We start from the raw sequence: 23,189 nt of genomic DNA on the forward strand, positions 1-23,189 counted from the left end.
CATCAAATCGCCATGGTCTGTTACCCTGTAACATAAAGTCGATCGTCATGACAAATATTGAATATAATTATACTAATTACTTGATAACTCATAATTAGCAATTATTATTATTTTAATAATGACTATAAAAGATTGAATTTAATGGCTATTACAAATTACAAAGGCTTCAACATACAGTCTGCAAATAACTCTAGTAACGTGTGGCAAGTTAAGATTAAAAACCACGTTCTAACGGGCAGCTTAGTGGCGGTTAAAAAGAGTGTTGATTGGTGGTGTGACACCGCTTCAATTATAGACCCAAAGGAATTTGCTTCAATAGGGCAAAATCATTCAGAGGCTGTTGCTCCAGGTCAAAGTGAAAACTTCAATGGTTATCTGCTGAAGAACGATTCAGGCGAGGCGAATGCTTGGTACTGTATGTTCAATAACCGTCTAATCAAAGGCTCGAAAATCGCAATTCAAAAACATATTGAAGCTTATCTTATTGCAAAGCAGAAAGCTCAACAGCAACAAACAACAGGTCAACGGAAATAAAAGAAAATCATGAGTTTAGTATATTCAACTGATATTGGTCGTATCAAACAGGAAGAAACAAAAGCTGAGCGCCCTAAAGGTGATGGCATTGTACGTATACAGCGTCAAACCAAAGGTCGTAAAGGCAAAGGTGTTTGTATTATTTCAGGCTTGGATCTGGACGATGCGCCATTAAAGCTTTTAGCTGCAGAATTAAAGAAAGTATGTGGCTGTGGCGGTTCTGTGAAAGACGGTACGATTGAGATCCAAGGCGACGCACGTGACAAAATCAAAGCGCACCTTGAGAAAAAAGGCCATACAGTTAAATTGGCCGGTGGCTAATGGTTAAAACCTAATAGCTATATTCAAAATCGAAGATTAAGATATATAGTTATTAGGTATTTTATGGTAAATAGCGTTATTGTTAAATAAGAAACCGTTCATACGTTCATAACACCAGATGGAAAGGTGAGTTGTGATAGCTCAAATAGGTGTAGAAGGAAGTTAGTTTAGCTAGCTAAATATTCTATTTAACATAACACATATAATACGCACTTAAGCATAAGTAGTCTTTAGAGGTAATCTGATGATTTAAATAAGGTTCTGGGAGTTCCACTTCACAATGAAACATTCGCAGAGCGAAGTTATCAATGCTCAGCGGTATCTTACAAGATGTAACGAATTTTGATAATTGTGATAAAACCCGTAGCTGCCGACCAGTTACGAGCTTTATTTTATTTGGTAATTAGTGGTTCTGATTCTGTAAGGACTCTTAGTGCTGATTGGCAATTAGGACATTCAATTTTAGAGAGAAATGCACTACTGAATATCTCATCTTCAAAGAATGGCTTGTAACAAGACGTACACTGATATTTCAAGTCGTCTTGTCTGTTGACCATTAAGATCCCTGTCTTATAAACGATTTTTCTAGAAGGTAAATTCCAAATCATAAATCAAGCTCCAGAGGTGTAATGATTTTCCCGTATTTTTTCAATTCCACAGAACCGAAGTTATTAACGATATAAGAAGAGCTATGAAAGGTATAAAATCCTGCTTCATAAGGTGGCTGACCTTCTTCGAGTTGAATCTTAGTTAACGTTGGAAAACGACCTTGTAGGTACACATAAGCGTCTTGTTCATAAATCGTGCGTGGTGGCTTTCCGTCCTTCCCTGGCATTGTTCGGGATGTGGTTTTAACGTCTTCTTTGAATACTTCAATTTTCAACATGTTGAATTCCTATGCATATGCTTTAAAAGGTAAAATATTAGTTTCTGCTACGACTGGCATCTTGTACCAAGGTGGTATTTCAAGTGGCTGAACCTCGATAATTTCTGAGCGCTTGAGGGTTGGGCACATACGGGATACATCGAATTGCTGACTGATATCTATACCAATGGCTTTTAAGCGAGCTTTGTGTTCATAAAATTGACGGGCTTTTAAAACACTTCTTAAATCTGTTCCGTGCTGCCACATAATTGCGTAACTTTGTGTCGCATTAGCTGCTTGTCGACTCTTAACTACACCTAATGATAAAAGTTGATCTGCAAAAGATTGATGTTCGTCATATGATATCTGTGTTGTTTTCATAGCACTCTCAATATCTTGTAAGTGGTGGTAGAAATCTTGTTCTGTGGTAATGCCGTAAAATTGTAAGTTGTGTCGCTTTAGTAATGCTTGTCTTAAACTGTGCTCTTCTCGAACAACACCGAATGATTCACAATAACCAATAAGCTTGCTCACGTACTCTAATGCCTCTTGTGATACTCCTTCTTTCTTTCGTTGGTCTTTTAGTAAATGCCTCTGTAAATCAACCGCCTTGGCATATAGCTTGTCCATTATCCAAGTTGACCCTTCCCCCCAGTTACAGGTGTTACCATCAGGGTAAAGCTTAGGTTTTCGTCCTCGACCGATTTGCATAGAAGAAAGGCCTCGAATAAAAGAGCGTTCTTTGCCCTTCCCTACAGCTAAATTTCGAGTCCAATCTATCGATGTAATTTCAGCTCCATTACCAATCAATGAGGACGACTTACCATCAGCAGATTGACGATGAGAAAAACGAGTGTTTTTTGTAAACGGAGGCAAATCATATGAGGCTAAAATATGGTTATAAATCGCTACGCACTCACCAAGCGTCCGTACTCCAAAGAGGTTGTCCATACGTTGCCAACGGGACGGGTTTCCTTCAACTCGAACCCGAGTACCATTACATCGAATAGTTAGCTTTGTACTGTATGACCCTTCTAAGATTTTCTGATTAACAGTCGGTGGAAGGCTTTCACCAGTTTCCAATTCAACCCTTTCGATAACATGACGCCCCACAAGAGGAAGGCTTCCCTCATGGTGATCTTGTTGCATGAATAGTTGGTCGATAAAGAACAAATGAAAACCCTGTCAATACTCTTACATGATAAATTTAATTAACTCTACAGAATCAATTATATCGGTAGGGGTAATATATAGGGTTATAATTAATCCCACAAGATCAATGAGCAGGTAAATTTATGTCTATAGGTGAAAATCTAAAGCGCTTACGACGTGATAAAGGATGGACTCAAGGTGAGTTAGCAAAAAATTGCGGCATTCGATTGGGGCAAATTTCAAAAATAGAAAGAAATGATACTGATCCAAAACTAAGTACCATATATGCGATTAGCAAAGCCTTGGAATGCACGCCAAACGCCTTGCTAAGTGATGTATCACAAACAAGTCTAGATGCTTTACTTGCAATCGCTTTAGAGAGAATGCAAAAACTACCAGAGAAAGACAAAAACATATTGTTAGCGATCATAGATAAATACTGTATAGCTAAAAGCATGCAGGATATGGTTGAGCATAACACCATTTTCGGAATATCTATTTTTGATGGAAGAACAGAAGAGATGGATAAAAAATCTATCGAAGACAATAGTAATTAAACTTGGAATTTATGCGGATGTCCGCAGTTAGTTGGGGTGTAACAGTAACCCCAACTCATTTTGTAACACCTGAATAACAATTCAACATATCGAGAGAGCAACGTGGCGCTCCGCTTTCTCCCCGCTTGCTTCTCTCTCACTCTCGACTATTTTCCTTCTCACCGTCCTTGCTCAGTCTTCGCCGTCCTTGTTCGCTGTCAAACGTCGAGTAATCGAGTTTAAACTTTGGGGATCGTTAGTTTTTATTAAAAATTTCAAAAAAAACTCAAAACATAAATAAGTATTAAAAATCAACATTTTAAAGTCAACGGGTGGAGAGTTTGTCTCATAATTATTAGTGAGACAAATATAATTAAAGGGATCTAAAGTTTAGGGGTTTTGACGTACTAAAGGAATAGTATACAATCGAATAATGCTGAATGTTGTTATATTTCAGATACGAGAAAAGCCACAATAAAGTGGCCTTTTTAATCCAACCCTACCACTAGATTGCAGTCTTATCCGTAGGGTTATTAAATATATAGGTACAATATGAAATACTTAGAGATATTGATAATCATCATAGACTTATTAGACAAAGCTCTTGAATTTATCAATCACTTAATAGGTTAACTATTAAACTTTATGTGGGGCTAAGTTAGCGCTAAGCTCCACAATCATCTAATCATCTAATCATTTCAACTGTGTTCAAATGATGTCGGTTTTTCTTTACATTGTCAACGTGTTTACAGCAATCCAATGGAAGATAGCTGCAAGCTTAATGCGCATTATACAATTTATGTTACGGGCTTCGTTGTAAAAGCGATTCTCGTTCTTCGCATGTACGAAACAAGTTCCGACAATGAGCAGTTCTCTCGCCCACCCTTTGATGCACTCAGGCTTGCAGCAAACCACTCAACATAAATCTAGATACATAATACGCACTAGGCTAATCGCTTTTAAGGGGCTTTCTGGGCTATACAGAGATTCTTAACGTTGTTACTGACAAGGTCTTACGTGCATGCTCCATCGCTTGCTGGTCTGTCTCATATGTCTATGGATTTTTACGTTATGGTCAACGTCTGCAACTGACATGAATCAGTCACCAACCAAGAATCTCTCATCAGCAAGTTCATTTACTTCTTGGAAGCCAACAACATTCAACACCATACATTGAACTTGGTCTGTATCATCTCGATAACCGAGCATCTGTACACAGTTCTTGTTGGACTCACTCATGAGCAGCATTTCTTTTAATATCTTTAAGCTGGCGAAGACTTTTTTGTACTGATGGCCGGCAACCACATCAAATATCTCTCAGCTCATGGCAGCTAAAATTAATTGAAGCTGAAAAGATAAATCAATTCAGCTTTCTATTAGATGGTTCAGATAAGTGCCATATAAAGCTAAGCGAACAAATTCTTGAACATCTTCACTGGCCATGTGAGAAAGATCTAAGTTTGAGGATTTGGATGTTCATTAATTCGAACCCAAGCTTTCTTACCTATTAACCCCGTTACCACTTCGACTTCTTTAGAGAGGCGATCTAAATCGGCTGCTCGTTTGAATGGCTTAGCTACGAATGATGGCTATTGATGTTCATCGAAGACGCTGCCAATGGTTTTGAAAAATCATCCTAGCAGAAACACCCACTCAGTTATTCAAAATAGCCCACCAAGACGAGACAGTGTCACTTTAGTTACAGTGTCTCGCAGTCTGAAATATGAGTAATACTCCAACACCAAGAAGTGACACTGTAATTCCTTTTAAGCATAAATCCCTACTACCTATGATAATCCTTTCCCACAAAAGGCTAACAGCACAAATCACTAGTTAGACATCTCAATTGTTTTACTTACATTGGCTTTCGTAATTTAATTACACACCAAGGTGCCATTAATTACCGTTCAGAATAAAATTTCGTTGCAACCTACTGGTTTTAAATGGTTTTTGCTAAGATCGACGATATAACACCAAGCTTTAAGATGATTAGCGTTACGATTAAATAATGCAGATGATTATGCTGCTTTAGGTAAATAAACTCATAAATCAACACTAAAGTGAGTGTTTGAGGTTTTGTTGCTGGAATTGAGTGAAACTACGAATAGAAAATGAGTGTAAGTGTGGGTCTATCAGGGGGGAGAGAAAAAGAGGGTAATGCTACCCTACTCTTTTATTGGTTGGCTTTTTCAGCACGGATTTGTTCAGCAATAATTTTAATTGCTTCTGCTGTGCTCACGCCTTGTTGCATTAACTTTTGGATTTCTTCTACAGCGGCTTGCTGCTCTTGGTGGGATAGTGTTAAGTCGTCAAACATAATCGGCTCCTAAAATTCAGGAGCCGACTATATAAGGTCAATTAATAAGTAGCAAGGAAATTTATTGAAGCACCCATCGCATCTTCATTCGTGTAGCTGGCGGCAACATCAATTTCAAATATATTCAGAGGAGAGATCCCTAAACCAGCGGTAATGGTATCTTCCGTATCTCTCGCTAAGTTCGTCATGTAACCACCACGAATTTGTACTTGGCGGATCAAGTCAATTTCAAAACCAGCCCTTAACATTTGAGTGTTATCATCAAATTGACTGAATCGTTTCTCTTCATTGAGATCATAATCCACACTTACTGTGAAATAGTCAGATACGATCCCAGCCCCAATAGTATACAAAGGTCGCATACTGTACTCATAGCCGATGTCCCAAGTTTTGGAACCTGCTGTATGTTGGTATTTCTTGGTCTCTATATCACGACCCATCAAATTTTTTGCTGCAAAGCCAATACGTACAGGTCCGTAGAACCATAGTGCACCGGCATCGAGATTAAATACTGTCTCAGCCGTTTCATTTTCTCTAACATCACCAATATCATAAGCAGAAAAAGAGGTCGCGTATGAATATGTATAAATACGTTGTAATTTAGGGGAGATCCCAAAAGCAAGGTGCTGATTTAAAAATGTTTGGTATTTAGCAAGCGATATCCCCACTTCCGTCACACCAATGCTCACTGCTTCAACGATACTATTATTTGCTTTAGTGACGCCGTCACCTGCTGCTGTATCAATTCTTGGAGTGACAAAGGTTTCAGTATACGCTTTACCAAAAATATTAGCGGCTATAAATTTATTGGGTATACCAAAAGCAACTACACCACCAAGTTCTAATTTAGCGCTATCCCCATCCATCGCAGTTAGAGCCGCGTCTAATGCGGCAGCATCAGGTGGAATGGCAGCCAGTCCGTCAGCTATTCCATCTATCTGATCCACTAGTTTGTTTTCATCATTATAGGAAATGCCAATACTCGGAAGTATCATACCAGCATCATCATTACGTCTATAAATTGCTGTTAATGCTGGGTTATAGAATGGAGCGGTCAAGTAGGATGCTGAAACGGTACCAACTCCCCCCATTGCGTCACCACGAGCCTCAACTGAATAGTTTGCTGCAACAGCGGGGACGGATGCAAGGGTAATAGAACTGATAAGTATTTTAGTCGAATTTTTCATATTAGTATTTTTTGTTATTTCCCTATTAGGATTAGCGGCACTTCTGCTTAAAACTTTAGTTATTCGCTCCTAGATATATCATAAGTTTTGCTGATAGTCTGAGATTGCTCTATCACAATATTACCTTGCCACCGCTGATGTCTCATTGAGACGGCAAGAACATATCGATTTGGGGGGAAACTTTCAGTGTCTAGTGAGTCAGGATAGTCAGTCTCGTAGCTTTGGCCCCATATTTGAACATATTTTCCATCGACGTCATCATAGAGCGCAGTTTCAAGTGTTGGTAAGGGACAGTAAGGGTTAAGTAGAGCGTCTTTTGAAACTGACCACTTGTCTTTTGATGCCCATCGAACTCGCTGTTTTAGCTTCGAGTTGGTAAAAATCACCCATGAACTCCACTCTTGGCCATCTGAATTTTCTATGTTCAGGCGATATAGCCCTGCTGGTAGTCTGTTAGCTAAATTGTACCTTTGTATATAAGCGTGCTGCTTAGATGTGACATTGTCACGCGACTGACTGTAAAAATCACTGTCTTTTGATATTTTCTTGTCAACCCAGCGCTCTAAATTAATCGTTTTGATGATATTCGGTGAGATTACTTCTACCACCGCTCGATATGAATCTCTACCCGGGCTTTGTATGGTTTGATTGCGAATAATGACAGAGGTAATCCAGTCTGGAAAATTACTTTGTGCTAATGATTTACCACAATCTCGTTCAAGCGATTGATTAAGTAGACCATTTAAATGGGTACTCAGGGTCGATGATTTGTTTTGTTGCCATACCTCTACCAATGAAGTAAACATCGATTTCAAGTCGTCATTCAACAAATTCTGATGGGCATGAGTCAATGGCGTGTTTTCATCAAACCAGTATTCCGCCAACACCACTTTAGGTGCTAGCGAAAAAATCAGAATAAGTGACAATCCAAGTTTCGATATCATCATGCTTTCATTTTATATCCTACACCACGCAATGTTTCTATCTCTAAGCCTGGTAACTTTTGGCGTAGTTGTAGTACATGTGTATCAACGGTTCTAGTGGTTGGGAAATGGTTATAACCCCAAACATGATCAAGCAACTCATCTCGAGTAAACACTCTGCCAAGGTTACTAGCGAGGAAAAGTAAAAGATCAAACTCTGTGCGAGTTAATGTAACGGAGATATCATTGAAAAAAACTTCTCTGGTCGCTTTATCTATAACCAAGTTTTCAGTGGTGACTTTCATTTCATCAACCGCTTCAGATTCTGGTAATCTAAGTTGTGCTCTGATGCGTGCAAATAACTCCGCCTCGGCGAATGGTTTAGTTAGATAGTCGTTAGCCCCTGCATCGAGTCCTGACACTTTGTCTTTAACTGTAACTAAAGCCGTTAACAGTATGACGGGAACATCTTTCGTTTTTTTCCAATTCGCTAAGTGTTGAACAGAATCGCCATCGGGAAGTTGTCTGTCTAAGATAACTAAATCCGCTTTTTCCCAGTACTGTTCGACTTCTGAAATTAATTCAGCATGTAAACACTCATACCCAGCTTGCTCTAAACTTACTAATAGTCCATCCGCTAGATTTTTGTCATCTTCAACGAGTAGCAATGTCTGTTTCACAGGGTATCTCCAAAATAAATGTAGTTGGCGGGCCAATGAGAGTCATTTTCCCTCCCATTCGTCCAACCATAGATTCAACAATTGTTAGGCCTAACCCTAGGCCACTTTTACTTTCGAACGGTTTTCTTAACCTTCGCCAGTCTTTATTCGTTAATGTCCCTTGGTCAATAACTCGAATAACCAAGCGACTGTTATCTGTTGTCACTTCGAGAGTGATGGGTGCTACGCCATATTTCACCGCATTGCGAATTAAATTATCAATGCATGTACCAAGCCAGTAGATATTCACTTTTGCTGCAATATCCTGATTAAAGCTGAGAGTGACAGGCGCTTGCAACTCCTCTACTTTATATTCTAGCCACTCTTGAACTGAGGGAATCCATTCACTTGCAAGAGTTTGGTTATCGGACTGTAAATAATCCTTACTTGCTTCAGCTAATTGCCTTAATCTTCGCGTGTCTTCACATAATTTTCTAAATTCGCCGTAAACAGATTCCGGTAGCTTTTCGAACTCACGTCTAAAGCCTTCCACTGTCATCGATAAGCTAGCAATCGGTGTTCTCAATTCATGTGTCAGAATTTGTAGAACAAGCATCCGACTTTTAAGTTCATTTTTTTTGACATTCCAACGATAGATTGACCATCCAACCACTAGAAATATATTGGCAACGATCAATACGATCATGCTGATACGGAGTACTTCAGAATGATCTTTAACATCCCAACACAAATTACCCCTTTGAACTAAACACGTTGTTGATTCAGAAGATAATTTGTAATTCAGACCTGAGAGTTCAGCATTTTCTTTCCATATCGAGCTATTAAACAAATAATACAGCTCCCCTTTCCTTAGCCATAATTCATCATTTTCGACAAACATACTGGCCCCAGAGATGAGCGATGTGATTGCGTCACTATCCATTTCTTGTAGACGGGTAAGCAGTTCATTGTCTATAGATTGTGGTCGCTCCTGAATATGCATGTATTGCTGTAACGGCTCAAATTGCTCAGGATGATTTTGCACATATCGGGCAGCGTATGTGCCGCCACCAGGGTGAATTAGATTGCTTCGTGAAAACCAACGAGAAGAAAGAGGAGTGCCTTTACACATAGAGCGAGTAAAAACTAAAGGTTCAGTAATTAAAGGACTTAGTGGCAGCTTTCCATTACATGTTTCTGCAAGCCGGTAAAGTTGTTGGATATCTTTAAGTGGGTACTTTGCGGTTTGCGGTAGCATTGACTCAGGAGCTAGAAGTTTTGTCGGATAATCAGACTGTAATACACGTATATCGTAAAATTGAGTAGCAGACTCATAATCAAATTGATCAGCAAAGTTTTCTATTCTTTCAGGCAGGGAATCTGCTAACGCATTTGCAGAAAATAGCGTTAATAATAGTAGTAATGAATAGCTGATTTTTTTTATCAATTTAGTTGCTTTAAACTTCTAAGTGTCATGATTTTAAGTCATTATCTTATAAATCTTGTTATGAGTCCAAATTCATTTTTCTCTCTTATCGATATACAATACTCTCCAATCTCTGAATGCAGTATTAATGATCAAATTGTCGTCTTATCAGTCAGAGAACCACATATGTTTTTGAGGATAAAATGAACAGAAAACAAGAAGCTGCAAAAATATGGAATGAACGTCATGTAGAGCAATTACGCTTCATTAAATTAGTTCTAGAGAATCGAGGGTACAAGCATAACATTGAAAACGAAGAAGAGTTCAATGACACGGTTGGAAAAATAATCTTTCACGATGAGCATCAAGATCATATATGTTATCTAACCGACTCATGTATAACATTTAAAAATTTGGACTTATGCTTAACCTTAGATGAATTCAGTCTCTGGCTTGATTCTTAACTATCAGAATATACTTTAAATTCTGACTAACATTGTTTCATTAGTCTCAGAAGAAAAAAAGGCAGCCTCAATATGGGCTGCCTTTTGCTATTTCTAAAACTGATGCTTAAAAAACTTAGATTACAAGTGTTCTAAGATACTCAGGCATGAAGCTTTCGCATCACCAAACAACATTTGAGTATTATCTTTGAAGAACAATGGGTTTTGTACGCCCGCATAACCGGTATTCATTGAACGTTTAAATACGATAACGTCTTTTGCATTCCATACTTCCAACACTGGCATACCAGCGATTGGGCTGTTTGGATCATCAATAGCCGCAGGGTTAACCGTATCGTTAGCACCGATGACAAGAACGGTATCTGTTTCACCGAAATCATCATTAAGCTCGTCCATTTCCAATACGATATCGTAAGGCACTTTTGCTTCAGCAAGTAGTACGTTCATATGTCCTGGTAAACGTCCAGCAACAGGGTGGATACCAAAGCGAACGTTAACACCTTGTGCACGTAACTTCTCTGTAATTTCATGAACTGGATATTGCGCTTGAGCAACAGCCATGCCATACCCTGGAGTGATAATGACAGACTTAGAGTTTTTCAGCATATCCGCGACATCTTCAGCCGATGTTTCTCTATGCTCACCTTGTTCTTCATCACCAGAGCTCACCGTCACTTCTTGACCAAAGCCACCTGCAATAACACTGATGAATGAGCGGTTCATTGCTTTACACATAATGTAAGAAAGAATCGCACCTGAAGAACCAACGAGTGCACCTGTTACGATCAACAAGTCATTTGCTAGCATGAAACCTGCCGCTGCTGCTGCCCAACCAGAGTATGAGTTAAGCATTGATACAACCACTGGCATATCTGCACCACCGATTGAAGCAACAAGGTGGTAACCGAATACGAATGCAATTAATGTCATCACAATAAGAGCAAACATACTGCCTTCAACATTAACAAAATGGATCATCAACAGCGTTGAAACAACGACAGCGGCTAGATTCATCTTGTGTTTGTGTGGAAGGTTTAGCGCAGATGATGAAATTAATCCGCGTAATTTACAGAAAGCGACAATCGAACCTGTAAATGTAACGGCACCAATAAATACACCAAGGAAGACTTCAACTAAGTGAATGTTTAACATCGCACCAGTTAGTTCGCCATGATCGATATAGCTGTTATAAGCAACCAGTACCGCCGCCATACCAACAAAGCTATGAAGAATTGCCACTAACTCTGGCATTTCTGTCATTTCTACTTTCTTAGCATAGTGGATACCAATACCACCACCGATAACCATAGCAACAAGGATCCAAGCAATACCTGATGAATCAGGGCTAAAGATCGTTGCTATTAAGGCAATAGCCATACCGGTAATACCGTAGTAGTTACCCGCGCGAGCTGATTCCTGCTTTGATAGACCAGCAAGACTCATGATAAAAAGAACTGCAGCAACAATGTAAGCTGCTTGTACTAATCCTGCAGACATCTGTTACTCCTTATTTTTTACGGAACATTTCAAGCATACGTTTCGTGACAGTAAAGCCACCGAAAATATTGATGCTTGCAATCAACACGGCAATAAACGAAAGGAAAGTTACAACGCCACTTCCTTGACCTATTTGTAGCAATGCACCAACAACGATAATGCCTGATATAGCATTGGTTACTGACATAAGTGGTGTATGCAATGAGTGAGAAACATTCCAAACCACGTAGTAACCAACGATACAAGCCAAAACAAATACGGTGAAGTGTGCAAGGAACGCTGCAGGTGCTACTGATGCAATCCAACCGAATGCTCCAATACCAATTGCAAGTGCTGCGATTTTCTTCACAGGAGATGCTGGTTCTTCAACTTTTGCTTCTACTACTGGTTCTTTTGCTTTCGCTTGAGGCTGAGCAGATACCTGAATTGGTGGCGCAGGCCAAGTAACCTCACCTTCTTTTACAACGGTAACGCCACGTAGCACAACATCTTCAAAATCGATGTCGATAGTGCCGTCTTTTTCTTTGCATAGAAGTTTTAAAAGGTTTACTAAGTTAGTGCCGTATAGCTGAGAAGATTGAGTCGGTAGACGACCAACCATATCGGTATAACCAACAATCTTCACACCGTTTTCCGTTGTAATGACTTGGTCTGCTACCGTATATTCACAGTTGCCGCCATTTGCAGCCGCCAAATCGACGATGACACTACCCGCTTTCATACTGTCTACCATCTCTTTGGTAATCAGTTTTGGCGCTGGGCGTCCCGGGATAAGTGCGGTTGTAATAATGATATCAACGTCTTTAGCTTGGTCTGCATAGAGTTCTTCTGCTTTCTTATTAAAAGCTTCAGACATCTCTTTTGCGTAACCATCGCCAGCGCCTGTATCTTCTTGGAAATCAACTTCCAAGAATTCAGCACCCATAGATTGAACTTGCTCTTTTACTTCAGGACGAACGTCAAATGCACGAACAATGGCACCAAGACTACCTGCGGCACCGATGGCTGCTAAGCCCGCAACACCAGCACCAGCAACTAAGACTTTAGCTGGCGGCACTTTACCTGCAGCTGTGATTTGACCAGTGAAGAAACGACCAAATTCATGCGCAGCTTCCACAACAGCACGATAACCCGCAATGTTTGCCATAGAACTCAGCGCATCTAAAGCCTGAGCCCTTGAGATACGAGGAACTGCATCCATCGCCATTACGTTGATGTTTTTGCTTGATAGCTTTTCCATCAATTCCGGATTTTGAGCTGGCCACACGAAGCTGACTAAACTCGCACCATCCTGCATTAATTCAATTTCATCAACACCAGTTGATTCATTAAGTTGCGGTGCATTTACTTTAAGAATAAGTTCAGATTTCCAAACTTCTTCAACTGAAGCAATTGTCGCCCCAGCAGCTTCAAAAGCAGCATCGTCAAAGCTAGCTAATAAACCAGCCTTTGTTTCAACTGTGACTTCAAATCCCAGTTTTAAAAGCTGCTCAACCGTTTTCGGTGTTGCAGCTACTCGCGTTTCACCCGCAAGTATCTCTCTTGGCACACCAATTTGCATAGTTATTCCCTACTATTGGCACAATGAATATTCTGTTTTTATCTAACGACAGCGTTAACTTCAAGTGTTTTGTAATAAAAATACAAAATTTCATTACATATAACCTTAAGTAATCGGTGATTGTCTCTGTTGTTAAGGAAAAAAACAACATTTTAAACACTACACAGAGGTCAAACCACTCCAGAAAATATCACTTTAAAAACAACTGGATAAAGTCGAACTTTGTACATAAAAAAAGCCATAGCATAAACGCTTACGGCTTAAAATAAGGTGATTATCATCAATCTAACGGTAAGTCGCCGTTAAAAGATGTTCTCACCCATTTGATCGATGAACATTTGAGCTTTCTTAAGCATCAACTCATTCGCATCATTTTTGTTTGCTATCACATCTGAACGGATAAAACGGTGAGACTTAAGTTCACCACTGATTTCTTTTGTAATTCGTCCTGCGATTCTATATTGGCCCGACTCGGCTAAAGACTCCTGGTAAATCAAAAATCCTTTGTACTCTACTGCTTCAACCTGCTCTATAGCTTCAGGTTTCTTACTACCGCCAAAAAGCCGCGAAAAAAGTCCCACAACCCTCTCCTTTATTATTCTGTTTTATAATTAAGCAATGGCTTTTCAAACCATTCCAATTCCACATCATCATCTGGATTTGAATGAGTGAAGATTACGGGAACATCAACGTCTCTGTTTTTACGACGGTCGTTTACAACCATACTTTCAGCAGCTATGACAGCCGTTAATGCACTCTCTTTTAATTTCACTAGATCTTTCTCTGGTAAAGCGGATAAAAAATCGATGTCGAAGCGGATATAAACAGGTCTCAATTGACTAAGAGCTAAACAGGCAAGATCAGCCAACTGTTCATTATCATATTTTTCAATGTATGAATCTTCAGCCAAAACGTGGCCAACAAGAGTTTCCATGTAGTTGTGCACATCAACGCTAATTTGCATTGTTTAATCTCCTTGTTGTGTCGATTACATTTTGTAGCGCTTGTTAAAGAGAATATCAACCTGTTAATCATAAAAAGTTAATATTGGTCTCTTTTTGTTCATCATGTCTATTTTCTTCTATTAGTTTAGCAAAAAGCTTGGAAAATCATTAAATAAAAGTATCCTAAGCAATTCTCGTTCATAAGAATTATAGTTTAGGCTAGGTTTTAATCACCAATGACATCTTTTGTGTCTACTAGTATCTTTAGATTCCTTTTCCCGTGGCTTCTTTTATTTATGCTGCTAATTGGAATGAACAATGTAATTTTAGTCACCAGCGCCAATCAAGGCTTTGCTGGGAACTTGCCTTATATCTTATTTGCCATCGCAATTGTTCTTTGCCACACCTTTAAACAAGGTAGGATGGCGATGGTTTCCATTGCTATGCTGATCGCTTATAGCGTCATTCAACTCCGCCTTCAAAGTTCGTTATCCACTGGTACCACATTAATAGAGCTTTCTCTACTGACGGTTCTTCTTCCCGTTGCTTGTCTGTTTGTTCACGCTTTTCAAGATTCTGGTGTGAACTCTAAAGGCGTTGCGATTTTCACATCGACTCTTTTTCTATTTATTGTTTGGGCACAGCTGACTCTTAATCATTTCAATGATGGAGGGTTCGATAATCTCAGTGAGAGTCTTCTATATTCACTGCCTGAATATTCGAAGCTGCCTGTTATTCTCATCCTATATTGTTTTGCGATATCTGGCGCCACCAGCATGATGGTTCTGATTAATAATCGCTCAATAGACGTTGTGGTTTACTCTGCTATTTTACTTTCATCAACCACCTTTATTTTCTTTGATGTTCAGTACATTTCCAGCACCATGTTTTCGCTTTCAGGCATTTTGGTTATTGTTTACGTTATCTCTGCCAGCCATGAGATGGCATTTAATGATCGACTGACTAACATTCCGGGCAGACAAGCTTTTGACCTTGATACTCGACTGCTCGGGCGTAAATTCACTATGGCGATGCTAGATATTGACCATTTCAAAAAATTCAACGACACCTATGGCCATGATACTGGTGATGACGTGTTAAAGCTTGTAGCAAGCCGATTAGCACTTACAGACGGAAATGCAAAAGTGTATCGATATGGCGGAGAAGAGTTCACTCTCGTTTTTAAAGGAAAAACCAAGAAGCAAGCCTTGCCCTATCTCGAAGAGTTACGTGCAGATATCGAAGAGTATGAAATGGTCATTCGAAACAACGACGGAAGACCTGCAAGTGATGATCTCGGCGTACAAAAGCGTGGCAGTGGGAGCAATAAAACTAAAACCGTTACCGTGACGGTTAGTATTGGTGTGTCTGATAGTTCAGTTACACGTAAACACGAAGAAGTGCTAAAGTTTGCGGATCAAGCGTTATACAAAGCAAAGAAAAAGGGCCGCAATCGAGTTTGTGTTTAATGGCAGAATCTTCAATCTTGGTTGAAAAATAGAATGATACTACCGCCCTTCAAATTACTACCATAATTAATATTTAGCCCTATTCCGACATTATCAATTAAGTCTGTTTCAAAAGGTGGGGTCATTAACCACCCGATACTACCTTCATAATAGTGACTTGTGCCAAATGGAGTTGAAGCATCTCCACCAATATCAACTCTACGAATACTGCTGTAAACCGATTGTACGGCTCTTCCCCATTGATCAAAATCGTAAAAAGCCGCTAGGCCGTTACTTACAAACCAGCCTTCAGGATTGCCAATATGACCGTTATTCGCATCCCCCCAGCCGAAACCATAAAAATAGTTTAACCGAGATTTAAACGTCCACTTTCCCCAATCTTTAGGCTGCTCATACTTAAATTCAATATTGGGCTCTATCACCGTAGCCCAGGCACTGGTATTAACAATGACACCATCTACAATGTCTTTGATTGGATCTAACACCTCACTTCCATAGTCATACCGACTTCTATAGTACTGAATATGTGTGCCGATCCCCCAGTTCATGCTCCAATCTTCATTTAGAGCTTGTATATATTCGTATTCAACGCCAAGACCGGCCACAAGCTCTCTATGCCGATCATCGCTATAATTTGAATCTATTTCGACATTTTGATCGACGACAAGAGATGATAAGCGAACCGATATTTGGTGCTTATTAACGGCGTCATCATCACTGAGATCAAAAGTATATGGCAATATCGTCACGGCGATTTTTTTTCGTAAGTTGATCGAATCTTCCGTACCAATATTTTCATTTTTCAAATCAAACCAATCATTTGGATCAAAGTCATGAAAGCCAAACGTTAGAACATCACTATCGGTGAGAATAATCGCTGCGGCAAAATTGCGCTCAAGATCTTTCTGAAATTGGCTTTGAATATTTGAAGCGATAGACGCAAGTGGAAAAAATAGCAAAGAGAAGGCAAAACTACGGGAAATGATTCGGCCCATTAAGATTCCTATTAAATGAAATAATCGAAAGCAGTTGCTTAGTGTTATTTTCAAGTATAGGTCTGAATCTAAAAGATAAAACCCCACAAATTGATTTTTGCGGGGTTATTCTATGAAATGATACCGTTATGACAGTAGGTTTATCAACGCGGAAGTAGCAGCAATAGCAAGAACGCTAGCCCCTAGCTTTTCTTTAAAATTAAATGCTTGTTGCTGCTGCTCTTTTTTTGCCTTTATGAAAAACAATAATCCAGGTACATAAAGGAGTGCAGAGAGAAGTAAATAGTTTAAACCCGATGCATAAAGCAGCCAGACACCATACGCACTCGCGAAGATACCAACATAGAGTAATGAACCTCTATTCCCGGTATCGATGGCCAGCTTCAATGTATAGGCGCCCACAAGAAAATATGGGACAAGAATCATCTCAGAAGCAATGATAAGTAGAGTGTCGTAAGTACTACCAGCAAACATCACGAAGATCAGCGAAAATTGGATGCAAACATTGGTAAACGTCAGTGCTTTATATGGACTACCGCTGTCATTTTTTTTCGCAAATACTTTAGGAAACATTTTATCTTTTGCACCTAAATATGGCGCTTCAGATGCAAGAACGGTCCAACTTAGAAATGCTCCGCATACAGAAATAAGCAAGCCGACACCAATAACTAGTTCACCCCACGGGCCAATGATCTCTGTTAACACTTTCGCCATTGAAGGGTTTTGATACGTCGCTAGCTCTTGTGTGCTGATCACCCCCATAGACAACAAAGTTACAAATACATATATCGTAAGTGCGGTTAACAAACCTAAAATTGTTGCTTTGCCTATATCACCACGCTTTTTAGCTCGACTTGATACAACGACAGCACCTTCAACACCGATGAATACCCAAACCGTAATCAACATGGTACTTTTTACTTGTGCAAGTAAATCATGTTCTGGTCCAAAGCTTACACCAGTAAAATCAAAAACAAAGGTGTCCCATTTAAAGGCAATAGAAGCGCAGAGGATAAACAGAATCAATGGGATAAGTTTAGCGCAAGTGGTAATAACATTGATCAATGCAGCAGTTTGGACTCCGCGTAATACCAATGCATGCACCAGCCATAACAGAATCGAAGATCCAGCAACAGATAACCATGTGTTGCCTGCGCCGAAATAGACGGCATCTGGTTGATCAAATAGCATTCCAAGCGTACTGAAGACAATCACCAGATAGGATACGTTGGCAAGCATCGCACTTAGCCAATAACCCCAAGCAGAGCAAAAACCGACAAAATCACCAAACCCAGCTTGTGCATAACCAAACACACCGCTATCAATATTAGGTTTTAAGTGAGCAAGATGTTGGAAAGAAAGTGCAAGAAATACCATTCCCACACCAGTAATTAACCAGCCAATCATAACCGCTGCAGGGCTTGCGATCGCGGCTACATTTTGAGGTAAGCTGAAAACGCCCGCCCCGATCATCGAGCCAATGACGAGTGCTGTTAGTGAACCCAGCCCCAATTTCTTTTCCATATTAACCTAATTAAAATCTAACTTATGGTGAGATAGCCGAGTATTATGATGACTTATTGAAAAAATGCACGATATAGCTCATGCATTCGACCAATAATTTAGCAAAAAATGCTTTTATTTGAATTTGATCAATTAATCAGAAATCAAAATGAGCCAGTTGAGAACATCTTGGATACTATCTGTACATCAATGTGTCATAACAATGCAACAGACCGAGAGGAAAGCTAATTGACGTTTAGCTTAATACTACCTCTTTTCGTATTTTTGGCTTCAAATAGAGCCTTATCCGCCAGTTGTACCAACTCTTCTAATTCCCATGAGTTAGGCATAATACGCTGATGCTCAATCCCAATGGTTACCGTCACTTTTTCACTGATTGGAGAGTGGGCATGAACTAGGGCGGATTGCTCAAGCTTGTCACTCAGTTTCGATGTTATCTCTTCCACATCATCTAATGTCAGGTGAGTGAAAAACAGTAGGAATTCATCACCACCATAACGAAAACACATTCCATTTTTTCGTTCTACACTTTTTAAACAGTCTGCGATGGTACGTAATGCTTTATCGCCATAAGTATGGCCATAGTGATCATTGAGTTGTTTAAAATAGTCCACATCAATCATAAAGATTGTCGCACTCGCATGATCACGCTTTGCTCTCTCCATTACAGGAGGAACATAATTTTCCAAAGCATGTCTGTTAAACACTTGTGTTAAGTGGTCAGTGTTCGTTAGCTCCTCTAACAATTCCGTTTGCTTACCCAGTAGCTCCAAACTTTTATTTAGCTCAGTGACATTTCTCACGCACCATAAAACTTCCCCTTCAGCAGAGAAAGGTGCAACAACGGCACTGAAATATTGCTTCTCTTTTGGTCCAACAATCTCTTCAAACTGCGTTATATCACTTGGGGAAATGGTGTATTCGATCATTTGTGATTCACCCGATAGCGATACCTGCTCTAAAACCTTAAGGAAGGATTTAGCCAGTGCTGGTTCAAACAGATCAGTTAAGCAAGAGCCTAATAACTTCTGGGCATCGTGATGAAGTTGTTGGCTAGTTCCCCCCCACACATTAAGATACTTCCCTGCTCTATCGATTAAAAAGACAGGCTCAGGTAAAACCGATAGCACTTGACTAATTTGACATAATGAACGGCGACAATTGTGGGGAGGTGCATGCATGAATTAATGGTTCTAAATTTAAAATAGTTTGTTACATTACCAAAACAGTATGCCATTTTATATCTGTATTTTCGGATTTTGAGATATCAAGCACCATTTGTTTGTGTTTATAAAAACACCAAATGATTAGATCTTCTCTATCTAAAACAGCCGACGCTTTAAACCTGTTCGTTCTAAAATACGAGTCGAAATCTCTTCCACAGACATACTTGAAGTATTGATATAGGGGATAGCCTCTCTTCTAAAAAGAGCCTCAACACTGATTAACTCCGTGATGCACTGCTCCGTACTTGCATACTCACTATCAGCGAGTCTATTACCACGTATTTCGGTCAATCGTTCGGCATCAATCGTTAAACCGAACAGCTTATGACGGAAAATCTCGAAGCTTGGCAGCAGTTGAAGTCGTTTTATGTCTTCATCAATAAAGGGGTAATTCACAACGCGCAAACCAAACTGCATTGCCATGTATAAGCTCGTCGGTGTTTTGCCACTGCGAGAAACACCAAGCAAAATAATATCGGCCTCTTCTAAACCACGAAGTGAAATGCCATCGTCATGAGCCAGTGTATATTCAACCGCAGCAATCCGATCAAAATAACCAACTGAATCCTTATTCACACTATGTGAACGTTGTAACTGAGGCTTTGCTTCTAAGTCAAGATCCGCTTCGACTGAAGCCACTACGCGCTCAAGAACATCATAAAAATGAGCATTGGCTTGAAGCAATCTCTCTTTGATCTCAGGAATGACCATAGAGAAAAAGACCAGCGGTGGTGTACCAGAAGTTGAAAATGAGAGTTCGATTTCTTTCAGTAAATCATTCAACTTCTCTTCACTTTCGATGAACGGAAATGTCTGAATATTGGCTTTAAATGGGAATTGAGCCAGTACAGTGTGCCCTAACGTTTCGCAAGTGATGGCCGTTCCGTCAGAAACATAGAACACATCACGACTTTGATATTCTGTTTGCATATTTTATTTAAGTTTTAAAAATTTTTTGAGTAGGATGTACCCATAATAACGAAATCCTACACGGGCATGCTATTACGTCCCCCACAGCTTTTAACATTTGTGAAAATTTTTTAAGCCAATACGTAATCGTTTGCCTTTTTCGCACTTAATGCAATGTTTCGGAGATAGACATGCAAAAGTACACTCTTTGGTTTAATACCCTGTCCATGAACGATGTCGACAAAGTCGGCGGTAAAAACGCTTCACTTGGTGAAATGGTTTCTAATTTATCCAATGCTGGCGTTTCAGTTCCTAACGGTTTTGCTACTACATCGTTTGCCTTCCATCAATTTTTGGAATTTGAACAGCTTAATGACCGAATTTATGCCCTACTCAATGATTTGAATGTTGAAGATATTGACGCTCTGCGTAAGACAGGCGCGACGATTCGACAATGGATTCTGGATGCTCCCTTCCCCGCGGAGTTAGAACATAATATCCGTGAGCATTACGCGACACTGATTGATGGTAATGACGAGCTTTCAGTCGCGGTACGCTCATCCGCAACCGCAGAGGATCTCCCTGATGCCTCGTTCGCTGGTCAACAAGAAACCTTCCTTAATGTCAAAGGCATCGATGCGGTTATTGAAGCGACGAAGCACGTTTATGCTTCGTTATTTAATGACAGGGCTATCTCATATCGTGTGCACCAAGGTTTCGATCACGAAGGCATTGCGCTATCTGCGGGTATTCAACGCATGGTTCGCTCTGACAAAGCCTCATCTGGCGTGATGTTTACACTCGATACCGAATCAGGATTTGATCAAGTCGCCTTCATTACTTCCTCTTGGGGGCTGGGTGAGATGGTCGTTCAAGGCGCAGTGAACCCCGATGAGTTCTATGTTCATAAACCATCCCTTGAAGCCGGTAATCATTCGATCGTCCGCAAGACCTTTGGCTCCAAACTGATCAAAATGATCTACGCCAATAGCCAAGAGATCGGTAAGCAAGTTGAGATCATTGATACAGATGAAGAAGAGCAGAAGCACTTCTCACTGGCCGATCATGAAATTGAAGAGCTTGCGAAACAGGCTTTAATTATTGAAAAACATTACCAGCGTCCAATGGATATTGAATGGGCCAAAGATGGGATTGACGGCAAGATCTACATTGTCCAAGCACGACCAGAAACCGTGTGTTCTCAAAGCGATAAGAATGTTGTCGAGCGTTTCCAATTAAACACGAAAGCAGAAGTCTTGATTGACGGCCGAGCCATTGGGCAACGAATTGGTACTGGCCCTGTACGCTTAGTCTCTTCTTTAGATCAAATGTCACTAGTCCAAGATGGCGATGTGCTGGTCACAGACATGACAGACCCGGACTGGGAGCCGGTAATGAAGAAGGCTTCTGCTATCGTGACCAATCGTGGTGGCCGTACTTGCCATGCTGCGATAATCGCACGCGAACTCGGCATTCCAGCCATTGTTGGTTGTGGTGATGCGACAGAAAAGCTGACAAACGAGCAATCTGTTACAGTGTCATGTTCTGAAGGTGAAACTGGATTTGTCTATCAAGGCGAGTTGAACTTTGAAGTCAAACAGTCAGCATTCAACGAGTTACCATTACTTCCGACTAAAGTCATGATGAATGTTGGAAACCCAGATCGTGCTTTCGACTTTGCTCAATTACCTAACGAAGGTGTCGGCCTCGCGCGTCTAGAGTTTATCATCAACAAAATGATTGGGATCCACCCTAAGGCCCTGCTCAATTTTGATGCACAACCTAAAGAGCTTCAAACTGAGATCACAGAGCGCATTAAAGGCTACAATGATCCAATCGATTTCTATGTTAGTAAGCTTACTGAAGGTATTGCAACCATAGGTGCGGCTTTCTGGCCTAAGCGTGTGATTGTCCGCATGTCTGACTTTAAGTCGAACGAATATAGCAACTTAGTCGGTGGTAAAGATTACGAACCGCACGAAGAGAACCCTATGCTAGGTTTTCGAGGCGCTTCTCGCTACATATCTTCCTCTTTTGAAGACTGTTTTGAACTTGAAACTCAAGCAATCAAGCGTGTACGTAATGAAATGGGCTTAAAGAACGTGGAGATCATGATCCCATTTGTTCGAACGCCAAGCGAAGCGGAATCGGTGATCGACCTATTAGCTAAATTCGGTTTACGACGCGGTCAAGATGGATTAAAAGTCATTATGATGTGCGAACTGCCGTCTAACGCAATACTTGCAGACGAGTTCTTAAAATTCTTTGATGGTTTCTCTATCGGTTCAAATGATATGACGCAATTGGCTCTTGGTTTAGACCGAGATTCAGGCGATGTCGCGCACTTGTTTGATGAACGAGATCCAGCAGTAAAAGCGTTGCTTAAATTGGCCATTGATGCCGCAACCAAAGCAGGAAAATATATTGGTATTTGCGGACAAGGCCCATCTGACCATGACGATTTTGCTCAATGGTTAATGGAGCAAGGCATTAGTTCTGTATCGTTAAACCCAGATACTGTTGTCGATACTTGGCTCAAGCTTGGTAACATTGACCAAAAATAGCGTTCTATAACAAGAATCGTTATTTATAACTGAGCAGATTTATAATTGAGCCGCTCTATAACTAAGTAAAAAAAGCCGATGACATTTTTATGTCATCGGCTTTCTTATTCTTGTCG

At 40.1% G+C, this 23,189-nt stretch carries 21 protein-coding genes; 5 read left to right on the top strand and 16 right to left on the bottom strand.

The features are described 5' to 3' along the window. Positions 1-141: 141 nt before the first annotated feature. Both FCV43_RS12485 and yciH read left to right on the top strand, forming a co-directional pair. On the top strand, positions 142-534 hold the full coding sequence (locus FCV43_RS12485) for a DUF3319 domain-containing protein (protein WP_017053224.1): 393 nt from the start codon (positions 142-144) through the stop codon (positions 532-534). A 9-nt stretch (positions 535-543) separates the two neighbouring features. Further along, positions 544-855, top strand: a complete 312-nt coding sequence (gene yciH / locus FCV43_RS12490; protein WP_017053225.1) for a stress response translation initiation inhibitor YciH — start codon at positions 544-546, stop codon at positions 853-855. 604 nt (positions 856-1,459) lie between these two features. On the opposite strand, the gene FCV43_RS12500 is transcribed toward yciH, so the two are convergent. Together FCV43_RS12500 and FCV43_RS12505 are read right to left on the bottom strand one after the other, a co-directional pair. Beyond that, entirely contained in the window at positions 1,460-1,741 is a 282-nt protein-coding gene (locus tag FCV43_RS12500) for a single-stranded DNA-binding protein (protein ID WP_136995377.1), read from the bottom strand. Positions 1,742-1,750: 9 nt separating this feature from the next. Then, the gene (locus FCV43_RS12505; RefSeq protein ID WP_136995378.1) at positions 1,751-2,893 is read right to left on the bottom strand and encodes a phage/plasmid replication protein, II/X family; all 1,143 of its coding nucleotides are present in this window, start codon (positions 2,891-2,893) and stop codon (positions 1,751-1,753) included. A gap of 122 nt (positions 2,894-3,015) precedes the next feature. Between FCV43_RS12505 and FCV43_RS12510 the strand changes: the two genes are divergently transcribed. Then, entirely contained in the window at positions 3,016-3,429 is a 414-nt protein-coding gene (locus FCV43_RS12510; RefSeq protein WP_136995379.1) for a helix-turn-helix domain-containing protein, read from the top strand. 1,077 nt (positions 3,430-4,506) lie between these two features. Here the strand turns inward: FCV43_RS12510 and FCV43_RS20650 are convergent. From FCV43_RS20650 to FCV43_RS12560, 10 genes are all read right to left on the bottom strand, one after another. Then, on the bottom strand, positions 4,507-4,647 hold the full coding sequence (locus FCV43_RS20650) for a hypothetical protein (protein WP_240697160.1): 141 nt from the start codon (positions 4,645-4,647) through the stop codon (positions 4,507-4,509). A gap of 934 nt (positions 4,648-5,581) precedes the next feature. Then, positions 5,582-5,725 (bottom strand): YoaH family protein, encoded by a 144-nt coding sequence (locus FCV43_RS12520; protein ID WP_017053226.1) that lies wholly within the window; start codon positions 5,723-5,725, stop codon positions 5,582-5,584. 41 nt (positions 5,726-5,766) lie between these two features. Then, positions 5,767-6,912, bottom strand: a complete 1,146-nt coding sequence (locus tag FCV43_RS12525; RefSeq protein ID WP_136995380.1) for a conjugal transfer protein TraF — start codon at positions 6,910-6,912, stop codon at positions 5,767-5,769. Between the two features lie 59 nt (positions 6,913-6,971). Continuing rightward, positions 6,972-7,856, bottom strand: coding sequence for a DUF2861 family protein (locus FCV43_RS12530; protein ID WP_136995381.1), 885 nt, complete (start codon positions 7,854-7,856; stop codon positions 6,972-6,974). Beyond that, positions 7,856-8,515 carry a response regulator transcription factor VxrB gene (vxrB, locus tag FCV43_RS12535; RefSeq protein ID WP_017053229.1) on the bottom strand — a complete coding sequence of 220 codons (660 nt, stop codon included), beginning with the start codon at positions 8,513-8,515 and terminating at the stop codon, positions 7,856-7,858. Before vxrB ends, FCV43_RS12530 begins: the two co-directional genes overlap by 1 nt. Beyond that, complete coding sequence (gene vxrA, locus FCV43_RS12540) at positions 8,490-9,941, bottom strand: sensor histidine kinase VxrA (RefSeq protein ID WP_113798899.1); 1,452 nt, start codon at positions 9,939-9,941, stop codon at positions 8,490-8,492. Before vxrA ends, vxrB begins: the two co-directional genes overlap by 26 nt. Positions 9,942-10,504: 563 nt before the next feature. After that, a complete protein-coding gene (pntB, locus tag FCV43_RS12545; protein ID WP_017053232.1) occupies positions 10,505-11,881 on the bottom strand; it encodes a Re/Si-specific NAD(P)(+) transhydrogenase subunit beta in 1,377 nt (458 codons plus the stop codon). Positions 11,882-11,891: 10 nt separating this feature from the next. Continuing rightward, positions 11,892-13,442, bottom strand: a complete 1,551-nt coding sequence (gene pntA, locus FCV43_RS12550; RefSeq protein WP_136995382.1) for a Re/Si-specific NAD(P)(+) transhydrogenase subunit alpha — start codon at positions 13,440-13,442, stop codon at positions 11,892-11,894. A 302-nt stretch (positions 13,443-13,744) separates the two neighbouring features. After that, on the bottom strand, positions 13,745-14,023 hold the full coding sequence (locus FCV43_RS12555; RefSeq protein ID WP_017053234.1) for an HlyU family transcriptional regulator: 279 nt from the start codon (positions 14,021-14,023) through the stop codon (positions 13,745-13,747). Positions 14,024-14,037: 14 nt separating this feature from the next. Further along, complete coding sequence (locus FCV43_RS12560) at positions 14,038-14,406, bottom strand: late competence development ComFB family protein (RefSeq protein ID WP_017053235.1); 369 nt, start codon at positions 14,404-14,406, stop codon at positions 14,038-14,040. A gap of 216 nt (positions 14,407-14,622) precedes the next feature. On the opposite strand from FCV43_RS12560, the gene FCV43_RS12565 reads away from it, so the two are divergent. Next, positions 14,623-15,855 (top strand): GGDEF domain-containing protein, encoded by a 1,233-nt coding sequence (locus FCV43_RS12565; RefSeq protein ID WP_136995383.1) that lies wholly within the window; start codon positions 14,623-14,625, stop codon positions 15,853-15,855. Between the two features lie 11 nt (positions 15,856-15,866). Here FCV43_RS12565 and FCV43_RS12570 read toward each other — a convergent pair whose 3' ends face one another. From FCV43_RS12570 to ppsR, 4 genes are all read right to left on the bottom strand, one after another. Next, entirely contained in the window at positions 15,867-16,850 is a 984-nt protein-coding gene (locus tag FCV43_RS12570; RefSeq protein ID WP_136995384.1) for a Solitary outer membrane autotransporter beta-barrel domain, read from the bottom strand. A gap of 126 nt (positions 16,851-16,976) precedes the next feature. Beyond that, positions 16,977-18,374 carry a basic amino acid/polyamine antiporter gene (locus FCV43_RS12575; RefSeq protein WP_029203438.1) on the bottom strand — a complete coding sequence of 466 codons (1,398 nt, stop codon included), beginning with the start codon at positions 18,372-18,374 and terminating at the stop codon, positions 16,977-16,979. A 224-nt stretch (positions 18,375-18,598) separates the two neighbouring features. After that, positions 18,599-19,555, bottom strand: coding sequence for a GGDEF domain-containing protein (locus tag FCV43_RS12580; protein ID WP_136995385.1), 957 nt, complete (start codon positions 19,553-19,555; stop codon positions 18,599-18,601). Positions 19,556-19,696: 141 nt separating this feature from the next. Beyond that, positions 19,697-20,530: a posphoenolpyruvate synthetase regulatory kinase/phosphorylase PpsR gene (ppsR, locus tag FCV43_RS12585; protein WP_136995386.1), complete on the bottom strand. Its 834-nt coding sequence runs from the start codon at positions 20,528-20,530 to the stop codon at positions 19,697-19,699. A gap of 170 nt (positions 20,531-20,700) precedes the next feature. On the opposite strand from ppsR, the gene ppsA reads away from it, so the two are divergent. After that, entirely contained in the window at positions 20,701-23,073 is a 2,373-nt protein-coding gene (gene ppsA, locus FCV43_RS12590; protein ID WP_136995387.1) for a phosphoenolpyruvate synthase, read from the top strand. The last annotated feature ends 116 nt before the right edge of the window (positions 23,074-23,189 follow it).

This window comes from Vibrio genomosp. F6 (genome assembly GCF_005146325.1).
GTDB lineage: Bacteria > Pseudomonadota > Gammaproteobacteria > Enterobacterales > Vibrionaceae > Vibrio > Vibrio cortegadensis.

Excerpts from the sequence above, each read along its gene's own strand:
- ppsR (WP_136995386.1), bottom strand. The coding sequence starts at position 20,530 with ATGCAAACAGAATATCAAAGTCGTGATGTGTTCTATGTTTCTGACGGA.
- FCV43_RS12530 (WP_136995381.1), bottom strand. The coding sequence starts at position 7,856 with ATGATATCGAAACTTGGATTGTCACTTATTCTGATTTTTTCGCTAGCA.
- pntB (WP_017053232.1), bottom strand. The coding sequence starts at position 11,881 with ATGTCTGCAGGATTAGTACAAGCAGCTTACATTGTTGCTGCAGTTCTT.
- FCV43_RS12575 (WP_029203438.1), bottom strand. The coding sequence starts at position 18,374 with ATGGAAAAGAAATTGGGGCTGGGTTCACTAACAGCACTCGTCATTGGC.
- FCV43_RS12510 (WP_136995379.1), top strand. The coding sequence starts at position 3,016 with ATGTCTATAGGTGAAAATCTAAAGCGCTTACGACGTGATAAAGGATGG.
- FCV43_RS12565 (WP_136995383.1), top strand. The coding sequence starts at position 14,623 with ATGACATCTTTTGTGTCTACTAGTATCTTTAGATTCCTTTTCCCGTGG.
- FCV43_RS12520 (WP_017053226.1), bottom strand. The coding sequence starts at position 5,725 with ATGTTTGACGACTTAACACTATCCCACCAAGAGCAGCAAGCCGCTGTA.
- pntA (WP_136995382.1), bottom strand. The coding sequence starts at position 13,442 with ATGCAAATTGGTGTGCCAAGAGAGATACTTGCGGGTGAAACGCGAGTA.
- FCV43_RS12570 (WP_136995384.1), bottom strand. The coding sequence starts at position 16,850 with ATGGGCCGAATCATTTCCCGTAGTTTTGCCTTCTCTTTGCTATTTTTT.
- FCV43_RS12580 (WP_136995385.1), bottom strand. The coding sequence starts at position 19,555 with ATGCATGCACCTCCCCACAATTGTCGCCGTTCATTATGTCAAATTAGT.
- FCV43_RS12500 (WP_136995377.1), bottom strand. The coding sequence starts at position 1,741 with ATGTTGAAAATTGAAGTATTCAAAGAAGACGTTAAAACCACATCCCGA.
- FCV43_RS12525 (WP_136995380.1), bottom strand. The coding sequence starts at position 6,912 with ATGAAAAATTCGACTAAAATACTTATCAGTTCTATTACCCTTGCATCC.
- FCV43_RS20650 (WP_240697160.1), bottom strand. The coding sequence starts at position 4,647 with ATGAGTGAGTCCAACAAGAACTGTGTACAGATGCTCGGTTATCGAGAT.
- FCV43_RS12485 (WP_017053224.1), top strand. The coding sequence starts at position 142 with ATGGCTATTACAAATTACAAAGGCTTCAACATACAGTCTGCAAATAAC.
- FCV43_RS12560 (WP_017053235.1), bottom strand. The coding sequence starts at position 14,406 with ATGCAAATTAGCGTTGATGTGCACAACTACATGGAAACTCTTGTTGGC.
- yciH (WP_017053225.1), top strand. The coding sequence starts at position 544 with ATGAGTTTAGTATATTCAACTGATATTGGTCGTATCAAACAGGAAGAA.
- ppsA (WP_136995387.1), top strand. The coding sequence starts at position 20,701 with ATGCAAAAGTACACTCTTTGGTTTAATACCCTGTCCATGAACGATGTC.